Origin of the sequence: Mycobacterium vicinigordonae (assembly GCF_013466425.1) — a bacterium.
Classification (GTDB): Bacteria; Actinomycetota; Actinomycetes; order Mycobacteriales; family Mycobacteriaceae; genus Mycobacterium; species Mycobacterium vicinigordonae.
On the sequence record NZ_CP059165.1, the window covers coordinates 978396 to 993090 of the forward strand.

The window sequence follows — 14695 nt, forward strand, 5'->3', positions numbered from 1 at the left end:
GGCCCACCGCCAACCCGGCTAGTTTGATTCCGTGCGATTGGGCGTGCTGGACGTGGGTAGCAACACCGTCCATCTGTTGGTGGTCGATGCGCACCGTGGTGGGCATCCGACGCCGATGAGCTCGACCAAGGCCACCCTGCGCCTGGCCGAGGCCACCGACAGCTCGGGCAAGATCACCAAGCGCGGTGCCGACAAGCTGGTTTCCACCATCGACGAGTTCGCCAAGATCGCGGTCAGCTCCGGCTGTTCGGAATTGATGGCCTTCGCCACCTCCGCCGTCCGCGACGCAGAGAACTCCGACGACGTACTGGCCAGGGTGCGCAAAGAGGCCGATGTCGAGCTGCAGGTGCTGCGCGGGGTGGACGAGTCGCGGCTGACCTTCCTGGCGGTGCGGCGCTGGTTCGGCTGGAGCGCGGGACGGATCATCAACCTCGACATAGGTGGCGGCTCGCTGGAGATGTCCAGCGGCGTGGACGAGGAGCCCGACGTCGCGTTGTCGCTGCCACTGGGTGCCGGCCGCCTGACCCGCGAATGGTTGCCGGACGATCCGCCCGGCCGGCGGCGGGTGGCAATGCTGCGCGACTGGCTCGACGCTGAGGTTGCCGAAGCCAGCGCGACCGTCCTTGATGCCGGCGCACCCGACCTCGCGGTCGCGACCTCCAAAACGTTCCGTTCGTTGGCGCGCCTGACCGGCGCGGCGCCCTCGGCCGCCGGGCCACGGGTGAAGCGCACGCTCACGGCGAACGGCCTCAGACAACTCATATCTTTCATCTCTAGGATGACGACCGCTGACCGGGCAGAACTGGAAGGAGTCAGCGCCGAGCGGGCGCCACAGATCGTGGCAGGCGCTCTGGTGGCGGAGGCGAGCATGAGGGCGCTGTCGATAGAAACGGTGGACATCTGCCCGTGGGCGCTACGGGAGGGGCTCATCTTGCGCAAACTCGACAGCGAGGCCGATGGAACGGCCTTCATGGAAACCTCGACCGTGCAGACGTCGGTGCGGGATGCTGGAGGTCAGTCGGTTGATCGGCACGCGCGGTCGAGAGGCAGCAAAACATGACTGACACCGAGGACACCAAACAGATTTCGGTGGCCGAACTGCTGGCCCGGAACGGGAACATCGGCGCGCCGGCGAGTACCCGTCGGCGTCGGCGCCGCAGGGGTGACGACTCCGTCAGCGTCGCCGAACTGACCGGCGAGATCCCCGTCGTTCGTGACGATCGTCACGGCCAGGAGCCGCCGGCACCGAAAGCCGCGGGCCCCAGCGTCGCGGACCCGGTTTGGCCGTCCGCCGAAGTCCGTGTCGCCGAACCGACGCCCACGGCCGAGCCACCTGCCAAAGCCCCCGCCAAGGCCCCCGAGCCCGCCCGGTTCGAGTCCGAAGGCAAGGCCACCTACTGGGCGGAGCCCGAGCCCCGCTGGCCCAAGTCAGAGTCGGCCGCGCGGCGCACACCGGGCCCGCAGCGCAGCGAGTACCCGCGGCCGTTGCGGCAAGCCAGCGCCGCCGACGACGTTTCGCAGTCCGGTGCCGAGCACATGAGCCCGGATCCGGTGGGCCACTACACCGACTCGTCGGTAGACGTGATGGACAGCGAGGTCCGCGAACCCGAATCAGTCGTCGAAGACTCCGCCTACGTGCGCTCCTACCTGCACGGGCCCGACGACTCGACCGCGGACGGGACCCTGTTCGGGGGACAGTCCATCGCCGACGAGGTGGCCCGCCGCGGTCGGGAACCCGTCTCGGCGGAATCCTCCGACGACGACGAGCATGAGGACGAGGACGACGAGGACCGGCCCAGCAAGTTGACGGCCGTGGGTCGCGGCCTGCTGGTCGCGCTGCAGTCGATCCTGGCCGTGGTGTTCGGTGCCGGGCTCTTCGTCGCGTTCGAGGAGCTTTGGCGGTGGGATGCCATCGTGGCCCTGGTCCTCTCGGTGCTGGTGATCCTGGGCCTGGTCGTCGCCGTCCGGGTGGTTCGCAAGACCGAGGACATCGCCAGCACGTTGATCGCGGTCGCCGTGGGTGCGCTAATCACCCTGGGCCCGATGGCCCTGCTGCAAACGAGCTAGGCGCCCGCAGAGGAGACCGTGCGCCCAGCAATCAAAGTCGGCTTGTCGACGGCCTCGGTATACCCGCTGCGGGCCGAGGCCGCATTCGAGTATGCGGCCAGGCTCGGCTACGACGGGGTCGAGCTGATGGTCTGGAGCGAGGCGGTCAGCCAGGACATCGACGCCGTGGCCAAGCTATCCCGGCGCTACCGGGTGCCGGTGCTGTCCGTGCACGCCCCCTGTCTGCTGATCTCGCAACGCGTCTGGGGCGCCAACCCGATCGCCAAACTGGACCGCAGTGTGCGTGCCGCCGAACAGCTGGGCGCGCAGACGGTAGTCGTGCACCCGCCGTTCCGGTGGCAGCGCCGCTACGCCGAGGGATTCGGCGAGCAGGTGGTCGCCCTGGAAGAATCCAGCGACGTGATGGTTGCGGTGGAGAACATGTTCCCCTTCCGTGCTGACCGCTTCTTCGGCACGGACCAAACCCGGGAGCGGATGCGCCGGCGCGGCGGTGGTCCGGGGCCGGCGATCTCGGCGTTCGCGCCGTCCTACGACCCGCTGGACGGCGACCACGCGCACTACACGCTGGATCTCTCGCACACCTCGACCGCCGGAACCGATTCGCTGGAGATGGCCCGCCGGATGGGCGCCGGACTGGTGCATCTGCACCTATGCGACGGCAGCGGACTGCCCGCCGACGAGCATCTGGTGCCCGGCCGGGGCACCCAGCCCACCGCGGAGGTGTGCCAGCTGCTGGCGGCCGGCGGGTTCTCCGGTCACGTAGTGCTAGAAGTGTCCACCTCCGGTGCTCGATCGGCTACCGAGCGTGAAGCCATGCTCGTCGAGTCGCTCCAGTTCGCCCGAACCCACCTGCTGCGCTGACATGGCGTCTTTGTTTGGCGCCGCGATGGCGCTGCGGCAGATCGAGTCCGGTCCGAGTGGGCCGGTGTTCGAGGGCGAGCTCAACGAGCACTGGACAATCGGACCCAAGGTGCACGGCGGAGCCATGATCGCACTGAGCGCGAATGCGGCGCGGACGGCGTTCGCCAGCCCCGGGCAGCAGCCCGTCGCAGCATCGGTGAATTTCCTGTCGGCGCCCGATCCGGGGCCGATGCGGCTGGAGACCTCGATCCGCAAGCGCGGCCGCCGTATTACGGTCGCCGACGTCGAACTGATGCAGGGCGACCGCACCGCGGTGCACTGCGTGATCACCCTGGGTGAGCCCGAGCATCACCTTCCCGGCGAAAGCCAGCCACTGTTGTCGGCCAATCCGGTGCTGGAGTTGATGGCACCGGAGCCCCCCGCGGACCTGGCACCGATCGGGCCGGGGCACCCGCTGGCTGGCCTAGTGCATCTGGGGGCGGGCTGCGACATCCGTCCGGTGCTCTCGTCGATGGCGGCCCGCGAGGGTCGGCCGCCGGTGATCCAGATGTGGGCCCGGCCCCGCGACGTCGCCCCTGACGCACTGTTCGCGCTGATGTGTGGGGATCTGTCGGCCCCGGTGACGTTCTCGGTGGGCCGCACCGGCTGGGCGCCCACCGTTCAGCTCACCGCGCTGCTGCGGTCGCTGCCCGCCGACGGCTGGCTGCGCATAATCGCCACCTGTGTCGAGATCGGGCATGACTGGTTCGACGAGGACCATATTGTCGTCGACCAATTGGGCCGCCTGGTGGTGCAGGCTCGGCAGTTGGCGATGGTGCCGCCTGCGCGGTAGGGGAGCCGCGCTGTCTGGAATGCTTTCGGCATGGCACGAATCGCGATCATCGGCGGTGGGAGCATCGGCGAGGCACTGCTGTCCGGCCTGTTGCGGGCTGGCCGGCAGGTCAAGGACCTGGTGGTGGCCGAGCGGATGCCGGATCGGGCCAAGTATCTGTCCTCCGCGTACGGGGTGCTGGTGGTGACGTCGATCCGCGATGCGGCGGAGAATGCGTCGTTCGTCGTCGTCGCCGTGAAGCCGCTCGATGTCGAGGCGGTGGTGGAAGAACTCGCCAATGCGGTCGCCGACGCCGACAGCGACAGCGTCGAGCAGGTGTTCGTGACCGTGGCCGCCGGCATCACCCTCACCTTGTTCGAGTCCAAGTTGCCGGCCGGGACACCGGTGGTGCGGGCCATGCCGAATGCCGCGGCGCTGGTCGGCGCGGGTGTCACCGCGCTGGCTAAGGGCCGGTTCGTCACGCCGGAGCAGTTGACGGAGGTGTCCGCACTGTTCGACGCGGTCGGTGGGGTGCTCACTGTCCCCGAAGAGCAGCTGGACGCCGTCACGGCGGTGTCGGGGTCCGGGCCGGCGTACTTCTTCCTGCTGGTCGAAGCGCTGGTCGATGCGGGCGTGGGGGTGGGGCTGAGCCGTCAGGTGGCCACCGATCTTGCTGCGCAGACGATGGCCGGGTCGGCGGCGATGCTGTTGGAGCGGATGGACGGGGAGCGCAAGCCGGTCGACGGCGAGCCGATCGGGCTGCGGGTCGACGCCTCGGCGGCGCAGCTGCGGGCCTCGGTCACCTCGCCCGGAGGAACCACCGCCGCCGCGTTGCGTGCGCTGGAACAGGGTGGATTCCGGGCGACTGTCGACGCCGCCGTTCAGGCCGCAAAAAACCGTTCTGAGCAGCTGAGAATTACATCAGAATAATTCGAGAATTTTGAACCGATTGTCTCTCACCAGTACCAGTAACCCCACTAGTCCCGCTATTCTCCTCTTTGTATGCACGTGTGGGTGCCAGCGGAGGGGAAGCCGCTGGCATTGCGCGGGCCTGACACGATTGGGTTGCGATGACGTCAACGAACGGGCCGTCGGCACGGGACTCCGCAGGTAAGGGCGCACGGGACGGCGGCTCCGAAGCCGGACAGTCCCGGACGCAATTTCTCACCGTCGCCGAGGTTGCGGCACTGATGCGGGTGTCCAAGATGACGGTGTATCGGCTGGTCCACAACGGCGAGCTGCCGGCGGTTCGAGTCGGGCGGTCCTTCCGGGTACACGCCAAGGCTGTGCACGACATGCTGGAGACCTCCTACTTCGACGCCGGCTAGGCGTAATTCCGGCTGAGTCTTTCCGCCCCGGCACTTTGCGCGAGCAGACGCGAAAGCACGCGACACGCCTGGGCTGGGCGTGCTTTTGCGTCTGCTCGCCGGTGATTTGGTGTTGCCTGCCCACGGTTGGGTAAGGTGACGGGGTCATTTTGAGTTCAAGCCAACAAGCTGGTCCGGGTCAGATAGCGGAGTTCATGGGTTCAGTAATCAAGAAGCGGCGCAAGCGTATGTCGAAGAAGAAGCACCGCAAGCTGCTACGTCGCACCCGGGTGCAGCGCAGAAAACTCGGTAAGTAGGCCCTGGCCGCCGACGGTGTCACCGGTCTTTAACGCCGTTGCCTCGTCCCGTCGCTAGGCTGTCTGGGTGGATACGTCGGACGACAAAGATGGTGGAGACGCCAGCGGCGACACCGTGCACTATCCCAAGGTCGTGCTGGTCACCGGTGCATGCCGATTTCTCGGCGGTTACCTGACCGCGCGGCTGGTGCAGAACCCCCTGGTGAACCGCGTGATAGCGGTGGACGCGATAGCGCCGAGCAAGGACATGCTGCGCCGGATGGGGCGCGCCGAGTTCGTTCGCGCCGACATCCGTAACCCGTTTATCGCCAAGGTGATCCGAAACGGCGACGTCGACACGGTGGTGCATGCCGCCGCCGCCTCGTATGCACCGCGCTCTGGTGGCAGCGCAGCGTTGAAGGAGCTCAACGTGATGGGCGCGATGCAATTGTTCGCCGCCTGTCAGAAGGCGCCCTCGGTCCGCCGGGTGGTGCTGAAGTCGACCTCGGAGGTCTACGGGTCGAGCCAGCGCGATCCGGTGATGTTCACCGAGGACAGCAGTAGCCGTCGGCCGTTCCGCGAGGGTTTCGCCAAGGACAGCCTCGACATCGAGGGGTATGTGCGCGGCCTGGGCCGACGCCGGCCAGACATCGCGGTGACCATTCTGCGGTTAGCCAACATGATCGGTCCGGCGATGGACACCACGTTGTCTCGTTATCTGGCAGGGCCTTTGGTGCCCACAATGTTCGGCCGCGACGCGCGGCTGCAGTTGCTGCACGAGCAGGATGCGCTGGGTGCCCTGGAGCGCGCGGCCATGGCGGGCCGGGCTGGCACGTTCAACATCGGCGCGGACGGAATCATCATGTTGTCCCAAGCGATTCGCCGCGCTGGCCGAATCCCGTTGCCAGTGCCCAGCTTTGGCGTGTGGATCCTCGATTCGCTACGGCGTGCCAATCGCTACACCGAGATCAATCGCGAGCAATTCGCCTACCTCAGTTACGGCCGTGTGATGGACACCACCAGGATGCGCACCGAACTCGGCTACCAGCCCAAGTGGTCGACCGCCGAGGCCTTCGACGACTACCTCCGCGGCCGCAGCTTGGCTCCCATAATCGACCCGGATCGGGTACGCTCCTGGGAGGGTCGTGCCGTAGCTGTGGCGCAGCGCTGGGGGGGCCGAAATCCCATCCCCTGGGTCGGGGTTAGATAGGTTTGGATAGAAGAACGTGGCGGGCGAGACCAGAGCGAATGTTATTCCACTGCACAGCAATCGGGGGCGTGTAGCGGCGCGTCGCCGCGCCGGTAACCCGCGTTCGGATTCGTCCGGTCAGCACCCGTCAACGCTTGCCGATTCCAACGGCCGCGCGACGGCCGAGGAACTCGCCTCCGTCGTCCGCGAGATTGACGAGCACCGCCGCGCTGCCGGTGGTTCGCCAAACGGCGAGGCGCCACTCAACGATGTCGCTCAGCGTGTCGCCGCCGTGGCCGGATTTCTGCGGCAGCGACTGACCGGCGACTACACCGTCGACGAATTCGGCTTCGATCCGCACTTCAACGATGCCATCGTCCGGCCGTTGCTGAGGTTCTTCTTCAATTCGTGGTTCCGGGTCGAGGTCAGTGGTGTCGAGAACATCCCCAGTGAGGGTGCGGCGCTGGTGGTCGCCAATCACGCCGGGGTGTTGCCCTTCGACGGTCTGATGCTGTCGGTCGCCGTGCACGACGAGCACCCTGCCGAGCGCGACCTGCGACTGCTGGCCGCCGACATGGTGTTCGACCTACCGGTGATCGGGTCGACCGCCCGCAAAGCCGGTCACACCATGGCCTGCACCAGCGATGCGCACCGGCTGCTGGCCTCCGGTGAGCTGACGGCAGTGTTCCCCGAGGGATACAAGGGGCTGGGTAAGCGCTTCGAGGACCGCTACCGATTGCAGCGGTTCGGCCGTGGCGGCTTCGTGTCCGCGGCGCTGCGCACTAAGGCCCCGATCGTGCCGTGCTCGATCGTCGGATCCGAAGAGATCTACCCGATGCTCAGCGATGTGAAGCTGCTGGCGCGGCTGTTCGGCTTGCCGTACTTCCCGGTGACCCCGCTTTTCCCATTGGCCGGGCCCGCGGGGCTGGTGCCGCTGCCGTCGAAGTGGCGCATCGCATTCGGCGAGCCGATCGTCACCGCTGGCTACTCGGCCAGCGACGCCGACGACCCGATGGTCACCTTCGAGCTGACCGATCAGGTACGCGAGACCATCCAGCAGACGCTTTACCGGCTGCTGGCCGGGCGTCGCAACATCTTCTTCGGCTAGGCCGTCTGCCGTTGTGGCAAGAGAAAACCGCCGCCGCAGGAGAGCGCGGCGGCGGTTTACCGTCTTCGGTGACTACTTGACCAGGGTGAACTGGCAGACGTTGGTGTAGCCATCCCGGAACAGGTCCGAGCAGCCGGTCAGGTAGCGCTGCCAGATGTCGTACATCTCCTGGCCCTTGAGTTCGATGGCCTTTTCCTTGTGCTCTTCCAGTTTCTCGGCCCAAGCGTTCAATGTGGGAACGTAATTCTTGCCGATGAAGTGATGACGCTCGATCTTGAAGCCGGCCTCGGTGGAGTAGCGGTCGACCTGCTCGACCTGCGGCAACTTACCGCCCGGGTAGATCTCTTTCAAGATGAAGCTAATGAAGCGCAGCAGGCTCATCGTGGTCTTCAGACCCATCTTTTTGCCCTCTTCGGCGGTGGGCACCACGATGGAGTGCAGCAAAAAACGACCGTCGTCGGGCAGTAGGCTGTAGTACTTCTTGAAGAAGGTGGCGTAGCGCTGGTATCCGGCGTCACCGGCACCGTCGGCGAAGTGCTCGAACGCGCCGAGCGACACGATCCGATCCACCGGCTCGTCGAACTCTTCCCAGCCCTGCAGGCGCACCTCTTTATGGCGGGGGCTGTCCATCTCGGCAAATTTCTGCTCGCAGTGAGCGACCTGGTTCTCGCTCAGCGTCAAACCGATGACGTTGACGTCGTAGTGCTCGACGGCGTGCCGCATGGTCGAACCCCAGCCGCTGCCGATGTCGAGCAACGTCATGCCCGGCTCGAGGTTGAGCTTGTCCAGCGCCAGCTTGCGCTTGGCGAACTGCGCCTCCTCGAGCGTCTTGGTCTGCGGCTGATCGATGTTCGGGTTCTCATCGAAATAGGCGCAGCTGTAGGTCATCGATGGATCCAGCCACAGCTTGAAAAACTCGTTCGACCGGTCGTAGTGCGACTGCACCGCCTCTACCGGTGGCTTCAGTCCGGTGGCACCGGTGTTGCTCTGTGATGTCATTAAACCGACGCTACCTGCCCCAATCAGATGGATGCAATTGCGGCAACGGTCGCTTCGGCCTCCGCGTCGTGGCGCGCTGCCTCTCCCAACATGGTGACGATACTGGTGACCACAGGGTTGCCTTCGGCGTCTGTCACTTCGCTTCGGATTTCGGCCAGCACTGTCCCGTGCGACTGGATCACCGAGTCCAAATAGGTGTCGAAGTGCAGCTTGTCACCGACCATGATCGGCCGGTGAAACAGGAACTTCTGATCCCGATGCATCACCCGGGCGATGTTGATCGGGATGCTGAACTTCGTGAAGATCTCCAGCTGCACGCGACGCCCGGCGATGGCCAGGAAGGTTAGTGGCGCGACGACGGCGGGATAACCGGCGTCAGCTGTGGCCTGCTCGTCGTAGTGGAGTGGGTTGTCGTCTTGGACGGACTGCGCGAACTCGCGGATCTTCTCCCGTCCGACCAGGAAGTAATCCTCCTGCCGGTAGTGCTTGCCGATGATGCCTTCAGCGCCCTCAGGAACCGTCATGCCCGCTGCTTTCCGCTCGAATCATTGCTAGCGGCGCAGCTTATCAGCGTGATTGGCGCCGGGAGGCCAGCGCCGCCAGCGCGCCGCCCGCGGCGCCCAGCGCCAACGCCGACGGGACGCCGATACGGGCGGCTTTGCGGGCGGTGCGGAAATCGCGGATCTCCCAACCGCGCTCGCGGGCCAGGCTGCGCAGGCGAGCGTCGGGATTGATCGCGACCGCGGTGCCAACCAGCGACAACATCGGGATGTCGTTGTAGCTGTCGGAGTACGCGGTGCATCGCTTCAGGTTCAGGCCTTCTCGGATGGCCAGGGAGCGTACCGCGTGCGCCTTGCCGGGACCGTGCAGAATGTCGCCCACCAATCGGCCGGTGAAGACCCCGTCGACCGATTCGGCGACCGAGCCCAGGGCGCCTGTCAGACCCAGCCGGCGGGCGATCGTCGCCGCCAATTCATAGGGCGTCGCGGTGATCAACCACACCTGTTGGCCGGCGTCGAGGTGCATCTGGGTGAGTTCGCGGGTGCCCGGCCAGATCTTGTCGGCGATGATCTCGTCGTAGATCTCCTCACCCAGCCGTACCAGCTCGTCGACCGAGCGTCCTTCGATGAAGGCCAGCGCCTTGCGTCGGCCCGCGGCCACATCGTCGGAGTTCTCCTTGCCCAAGACCTGAAACTTGGCCTGGGCGTAGATGAATCCGAGCACGTCGCGATAGGTGAAGTAGTCGCGGGCGGCCAGCCCGCGGCCGAAGTGCACCGCCGAGGAACCCTGAACCAGGGTGTTGTCTACGTCGAAGAACGCCGCGGCGGTCAGGTCGACGGGAGGCGGCGGACGGTCCTCGGTCGCGCTGGCGGCACGCAAGTCGTCGAGTGCGCGTTCGGCGCTGGCGTTGGCGGCCAATGTTTCCAGGTCGAACTGACCGGTGTGGTCCACAGGGTCGGAGGAAGTCATCGCCAAACCTCCCAATTCGCTGTGTAGCCCGGCTCCCGGTCCCGCGCCTGGCATCAACCCTATCCGGCCAGCCCGCCAACGGGATTCGGCATCGCCATCCAGCGGTGCCGTCGACCCGAAATGCCACACTGGTGGCCATGACTCGAACCTCACCGCGGCCGCGGGTGGAGCTGCTGACTCGCGCCGGGTGCGCGATCTGCCAGCGGATTCACGCTCAGCTGGCCGAGTTGGCCGGCGAACTGGATTTCGACCTGGCCAGCACCGACGTCGACGTCGCCGCGCTGGCGGGAAATCCCGGGCTGCGCGCCGAATACGGGGATCGACTGCCGGTGGTGCTGCTCGACGGCCGTGAGCACAGCTACTGGGAGGTTGACGAACCGCGGCTGCGAGCGGATCTGGCCGCACGGTGACGGCCCGGGTCGCCGGCGTCGCAATATTTGGTAGCCCACCTCGGAACCGACTACCGTGGACACAGTTCACTTTCCGACGCTGTAAGGGAGCGGGCCAGGTGATGCTGCCGTGAGCATCCTGCTCTTCGGGGTTTCGCACCGCAGTGCGCCGGTCCCTGTCCTGGAACAACTCAGCATCGACGAGTCCGATCAGGTCAAGATCGTCGACCGGGTGCTGCAGTCCCCGCTGGTGACCGAAGCCATGGTGCTCTCGACGTGCAACCGCGTCGAGGTGTACGCGGTGGTGGACGCCTTCCACGGCGGCCTGTCGGTGATTGGCCAGGCGCTCGCGGAGTTCTCCGGCATGTCGATGGGGGATCTGACCAAGCACGCCTACGTCCGCTACAGCGAGGCCGCCGTCGAGCACCTGTTCGCGGTGGCCAGCGGGCTGGATTCGGCGGTGGTCGGTGAGCAGCAGGTGCTCGGCCAGGTCCGTCGCGCCTACGCCGCCGCCGAGGCCAACAGCACCGTCGGCCGGGTGCTGCATGAGCTCGCCCAGCGGGCGCTGTCGGTGGGCAAGCGGGTGCACGCCGAAACCGCGATCGACGCCGCCGGCGCCTCGGTGGTGTCGGTGGCGCTGGGTATCGCCGAACGCAAGCTCGGCACCTTGCGGGGCAAGACCGCCGTCGTGGTGGGAGCCGGCGCCATGGGTGCGCTTGCCGCGGCGAGTCTGACCCGGGCCGGCATCGGCCGGGTCCATGTACTGAACCGATCGCTGGTCCGGGCGCAGCGACTGGCCGACCGGATCGCCGAATCGGGGGTGCCAGCGACCGCGTCGAGCTTGGACGGCCTGCCCGTGGCGCTCTCTGACGCCGACGTGGTGGTGAGCAGCACCGGAGCGGTGAGCCCGGTGGTGTCGCTGGCCGATGTGCACCATGCGCTGACCGCCGCGCGCCGCGACGAGGCCGTCAACCCCCTAGTCATTTGCGATCTCGGGATGCCCCGCGACGTCGACCCCGCGGTGGCGGGCCTGCCCGGAGTCCTGGTCGTGGACGTCGACCGGGTGCAACACGAACCGTCGGCGCACGCCGCCGCGGCCGACGTGGACGCCGCCCGCCGCATTGTGGCCGCCGAGGTGGCGGCCTACCTGGTGGGGCAGCGGATGGCCGAGGTGACCCCCACAGTCACCGCGTTGCGCCAGCGGGCCGCCGACGTGGTGGAGGCGGAGCTGCTGCGCCTGGACAACCGGTTGCCCGGGCTGGATAGCTCCGAACGCGACGAAGTGGCCCGCACGGTACGACGGGTGGTCGACAAGCTGCTGCACGCGCCCACGGTGCGCATCAAGCAGCTCGCCAGCGCACCCGGGGGCGACAGCTACGCCGAAGCGCTGCGCGAACTCTTCGAACTCGACCAAACGGCTGTTGACGCCGTCGCTGCCGGCGAATTACCCGTCATACCAAGTGGTTTTACCGACCCCGAGCAGTCCGCCGAGTAACTGATTGGCCCATGTGATCCGGATAGGCACTCGTGGCAGCCTGCTGGCCACCACCCAGGCTGCGACCGTCAGAGACGCGTTGATCGCCAACGGCCACCCCGCGGAGCTGGTGACGATCAGCACAGTGGGTGATCGGTCGTCGGCACCGATTGAAACGCTCGGAGTCGGGGTGTTCACCACCGCGCTGCGCGAGGCCATGGACGACGGGCGCGTCGATGTGGCTGTGCACTCGCACAAGGATTTGCCGACCGCCGACGATCCACGGTTCACCGTGGCAGCGATACCGCGGCGCAACGACCCGCGGGACGCGCTGGTGGCCCGCGACGGCTTGGTGCTGGGGGAGTTGCCAGCGGGTTCGCTGGTAGGGACCTCGTCGCCGCGGCGGGCGGCACAGCTTAGAGCATTGGGTCTCGGTTTGGAAATCCGCCCCCTAAGAGGCAACCTAGATACCAGGTTGAACAGGGTAAGCAGTGGTGATCTTGACGCCGTCGTGGTGGCCCGGGCCGGTCTGGCCCGGATAGGCCGTCTCGACGACGTCACCGAGACGTTGGAGCCGGTGCAGATGTTGCCAGCGCCTGCTCAGGGCGCGCTCGCCGTTGAATGCCGCGCGGGCGACAGCCGGCTGGTTGCGGTGTTGGCGGAGTTGGACGACGCCGACACGCGCGCGGCGGTCACCGCGGAGCGAACTCTGCTCGCCGAACTGGAGGCGGGTTGCTCCGCGCCGGTGGGTGCGATCGCCGAAGTGGTCGAGTCCATCGACGAGGAGGGGCGCGTCTTCGAGGAGTTGTCGCTGCGTGGCTGTGTGGCGGCACTGGATGGATCGGACGTGATCCGTGCGTCGGGTATCGGCTCCTCCGATCGGGCACGGGAGCTGGGGCTCTCGGTTGCGGCGGAGTTGTTCGAGCTGGGCGCCAGAGAGCTGATGAGGGGAACGCGGGAAGACCCCGTGCAACGAAATTGAGTGGAATTTGATAGGACACGTGGGAGCGACAACGATGACGCGAGGGCGTAAGCCAAGGCCAGGCCGCATCACATTCGTGGGTTCTGGCCCGGGCGACCCCGGTCTTTTGACAACCCGAGCCGCCGCGGTGCTGGGCAATGCCGCGCTGGTCTTCACCGACCCCGACGTGCCGGAGCCGGTTCTGGCGTTGATCGGCAAAGACCTGCCGCCGGTGTCCGGCCCAGCGCCGGCCGAATCGGCCCCGGCCGGCTCGGACGCGGCATCCGCGAGCACCGACACCGCGCCGGCAATCGTGGCCAGCGGCCCGGACGTTCGGCCCGCGCTCGGCGACCCGTCCGAGGTGGCCAAGACGCTGACGCACGAGGCGCGTCTGGGTGTTGACGTGGTGCGGCTAGTGGCCGGCGACCCGCTGGCGGTCGACGCGGTGATCACCGAGGTGAACGCCGTCGCACGCACCCATCTGCACGTCGAGATCGTGCCGGGCCTGGCCCCCAGCAGCGCGGTGCCGACCTACGCCGGGCTGCCGCTGGGCTCTTCGCACACCGTGGCTGATGTGCGCGGTGATGTGGACTGGGAGGCGCTGGCAGCCGCCCCGGGACCGCTGATTCTGCAGGCGACCGCGTCGCATCTGGCCGACGCCGCGCGCACCCTGATCGACCACGAACTGGCCGATTCGACGCCGTGTGTGGTGACCGCGCAGGGCACCACCTGCCAGCAGCGGTCGGTGGAGACCACGCTGCAGGGACTGACCGATCCGGCCGTGCTGGGCGGCGGCACCGACCCGGCTGGTCCGCTGACCGGGCCGCTGGTGGTGACCATCGGCAAGACGGTGACCAGCCGAGCCAAGCTGAACTGGTGGGAGAGCCGCGCGCTGTACGGCTGGACCGTGCTGGTGCCGCGCACCAAGGACCAGGCCGGCGAGATGAGCGACCGGTTGACGTCCTACGGCGCACTGCCCATCGAGGTGCCGACCATCGCCGTCGAGCCGCCGCGCAGCCCCGCGCAGATGGAACGCGCCGTTAAGGGTCTTGTCGACGGCCGGTTCCAGTGGGTGGTGTTCACCTCCACGAATGCGGTGCGCGCGGTGTGGGAGAAGTTCGGCGAGTTCGGTCTGGACGCGCGCGCGTTCTCCGGCGTGAAGATCGCCTGCGTCGGCGAGTCGACGGCAGACCGGGTCCGTGCGTTCGGCATCAGCCCCGAGCTGGTGCCTTCCGGCGAGCAGTCGTCCATGGGGTTGCTGGACGAATTCCCGCCGTACGACAGCATTTTCGACCCGGTGAACCGGGTGCTGCTGCCGCGCGCCGACATTGCTACCGAGACGCTGGCCGAGGGTCTGCGTGAGCGCGGCTGGGAGATCGAAGACGTCACCGCCTACCGGACCGTGCGTGCCGCACCGCCGCCGGCGTCCACTCGCGAGATGATCAAGACCGGCGGGTTCGACGCGGTGTGCTTCACCTCCAGCTCGACCGTACGCAACTTGGTCGGCATCGCCGGCAAACCGCACGCGCGGACCATCATCGCCTGCATCGGCCCCAAGACGGCCGAGACTGCCGCCGAATTCGGCTTGCGGGTTGATGTCCAGCCGGAGACTGCGGCCGTGGGTCCGCTGGTCGATGCGCTCGCCGAACACGCCGCGCGGTTGCGCGCCGAGGGTGCGCTGCCGCCACCGCGCAAGAAGAGCCGCAGGCGCTAGTGACGACCGCAAGCGCGGCCTTGGCGGTCGCAAGCGCGGCGGAGCCGGG

General features: G+C 67.3%; 15 protein-coding genes and 1 pseudogene. 13 read left to right on the plus strand and 3 right to left on the minus strand.

Annotated features, from left to right (window positions below; all coding sequences use genetic code 11):
* Positions 1-31: 31 nt before the first annotated feature.
* From H0P51_RS04190 to H0P51_RS04230, 9 genes are all read left to right on the plus strand, one after another.
* A complete protein-coding gene (locus H0P51_RS04190; RefSeq protein WP_180916782.1) occupies positions 32-1060 on the plus strand; it encodes a Ppx/GppA family phosphatase in 1029 nt (342 codons plus the stop codon).
* Positions 1057-2067, plus strand: coding sequence for a hypothetical protein (locus H0P51_RS04195; RefSeq protein ID WP_180916783.1), 1011 nt, complete (start codon positions 1057-1059; stop codon positions 2065-2067). The genes H0P51_RS04190 and H0P51_RS04195 overlap by 4 nt, the downstream gene beginning before the upstream one ends.
* Before the next feature lie 18 nt (positions 2068-2085).
* The gene (locus H0P51_RS04200; RefSeq protein WP_180916784.1) at positions 2086-2928 is read left to right on the plus strand and encodes a sugar phosphate isomerase/epimerase family protein; all 843 of its coding nucleotides are present in this window, start codon (positions 2086-2088) and stop codon (positions 2926-2928) included.
* A 1-nt stretch (position 2929) separates the two neighbouring features.
* A complete protein-coding gene (locus H0P51_RS04205; protein WP_180916785.1) occupies positions 2930-3760 on the plus strand; it encodes a thioesterase family protein in 831 nt (276 codons plus the stop codon).
* 30 nt (positions 3761-3790) lie between these two features.
* Positions 3791-4669: a pyrroline-5-carboxylate reductase gene (proC, locus tag H0P51_RS04210; protein WP_180916786.1), complete on the plus strand. Its 879-nt coding sequence runs from the start codon at positions 3791-3793 to the stop codon at positions 4667-4669.
* Positions 4670-4809: 140 nt separating this feature from the next.
* Positions 4810-5067, plus strand: coding sequence for a cell division/environmental response transcriptional regulator (locus H0P51_RS04215; protein ID WP_180916787.1), 258 nt, complete (start codon positions 4810-4812; stop codon positions 5065-5067).
* A gap of 194 nt (positions 5068-5261) precedes the next feature.
* A complete protein-coding gene (locus H0P51_RS04220) occupies positions 5262-5363 on the plus strand; it encodes a 30S ribosomal protein bS22 (RefSeq protein WP_003402602.1) in 102 nt (33 codons plus the stop codon).
* A 67-nt stretch (positions 5364-5430) separates the two neighbouring features.
* A complete protein-coding gene (locus H0P51_RS04225; RefSeq protein ID WP_180916788.1) occupies positions 5431-6552 on the plus strand; it encodes an SDR family oxidoreductase in 1122 nt (373 codons plus the stop codon).
* 16 nt (positions 6553-6568) lie between these two features.
* Positions 6569-7639 carry a lysophospholipid acyltransferase family protein gene (locus H0P51_RS04230; RefSeq protein ID WP_180916789.1) on the plus strand — a complete coding sequence of 357 codons (1071 nt, stop codon included), beginning with the start codon at positions 6569-6571 and terminating at the stop codon, positions 7637-7639.
* Between the two features lie 72 nt (positions 7640-7711).
* On the opposite strand, the gene H0P51_RS04235 is transcribed toward H0P51_RS04230, so the two are convergent.
* From H0P51_RS04235 to H0P51_RS04245, 3 genes are read right to left on the minus strand one after another with little or no spacing between them, the layout of a single operon-like run.
* Positions 7712-8638: a cyclopropane mycolic acid synthase family methyltransferase gene (locus H0P51_RS04235; protein ID WP_180916790.1), complete on the minus strand. Its 927-nt coding sequence runs from the start codon at positions 8636-8638 to the stop codon at positions 7712-7714.
* Between the two features lie 23 nt (positions 8639-8661).
* Positions 8662-9162, minus strand: a complete 501-nt coding sequence (locus H0P51_RS04240) for an FAS1-like dehydratase domain-containing protein (RefSeq protein ID WP_180916791.1) — start codon at positions 9160-9162, stop codon at positions 8662-8664.
* Between the two features lie 43 nt (positions 9163-9205).
* Positions 9206-10108: an HAD family hydrolase gene (locus H0P51_RS04245; RefSeq protein WP_180916792.1), complete on the minus strand. Its 903-nt coding sequence runs from the start codon at positions 10106-10108 to the stop codon at positions 9206-9208.
* Between the two features lie 137 nt (positions 10109-10245).
* Here H0P51_RS04245 and H0P51_RS04250 point away from each other — a divergent pair.
* The 4 genes and pseudogenes from H0P51_RS04250 to H0P51_RS04265 all read left to right on the plus strand — a co-directional run bounded on the left by H0P51_RS04250 (position 10246) and on the right by H0P51_RS04265 (position 14646).
* Positions 10246-10631 (plus strand): annotated as a pseudogene (locus H0P51_RS04250) (glutaredoxin family protein).
* Positions 10628-11992, plus strand: coding sequence for a glutamyl-tRNA reductase (locus H0P51_RS04255; RefSeq protein WP_180916794.1), 1365 nt, complete (start codon positions 10628-10630; stop codon positions 11990-11992). Before H0P51_RS04250 ends, H0P51_RS04255 begins: the two are co-directional and overlap by 4 nt.
* Before the next feature lie 13 nt (positions 11993-12005).
* The gene (hemC, locus tag H0P51_RS04260) at positions 12006-12953 is read left to right on the plus strand and encodes a hydroxymethylbilane synthase (protein ID WP_180918729.1); all 948 of its coding nucleotides are present in this window, start codon (positions 12006-12008) and stop codon (positions 12951-12953) included.
* A gap of 34 nt (positions 12954-12987) precedes the next feature.
* The gene (locus H0P51_RS04265) at positions 12988-14646 is read left to right on the plus strand and encodes a bifunctional uroporphyrinogen-III C-methyltransferase/uroporphyrinogen-III synthase (protein ID WP_180916795.1); all 1659 of its coding nucleotides are present in this window, start codon (positions 12988-12990) and stop codon (positions 14644-14646) included.
* The last annotated feature ends 49 nt before the right edge of the window (positions 14647-14695 follow it).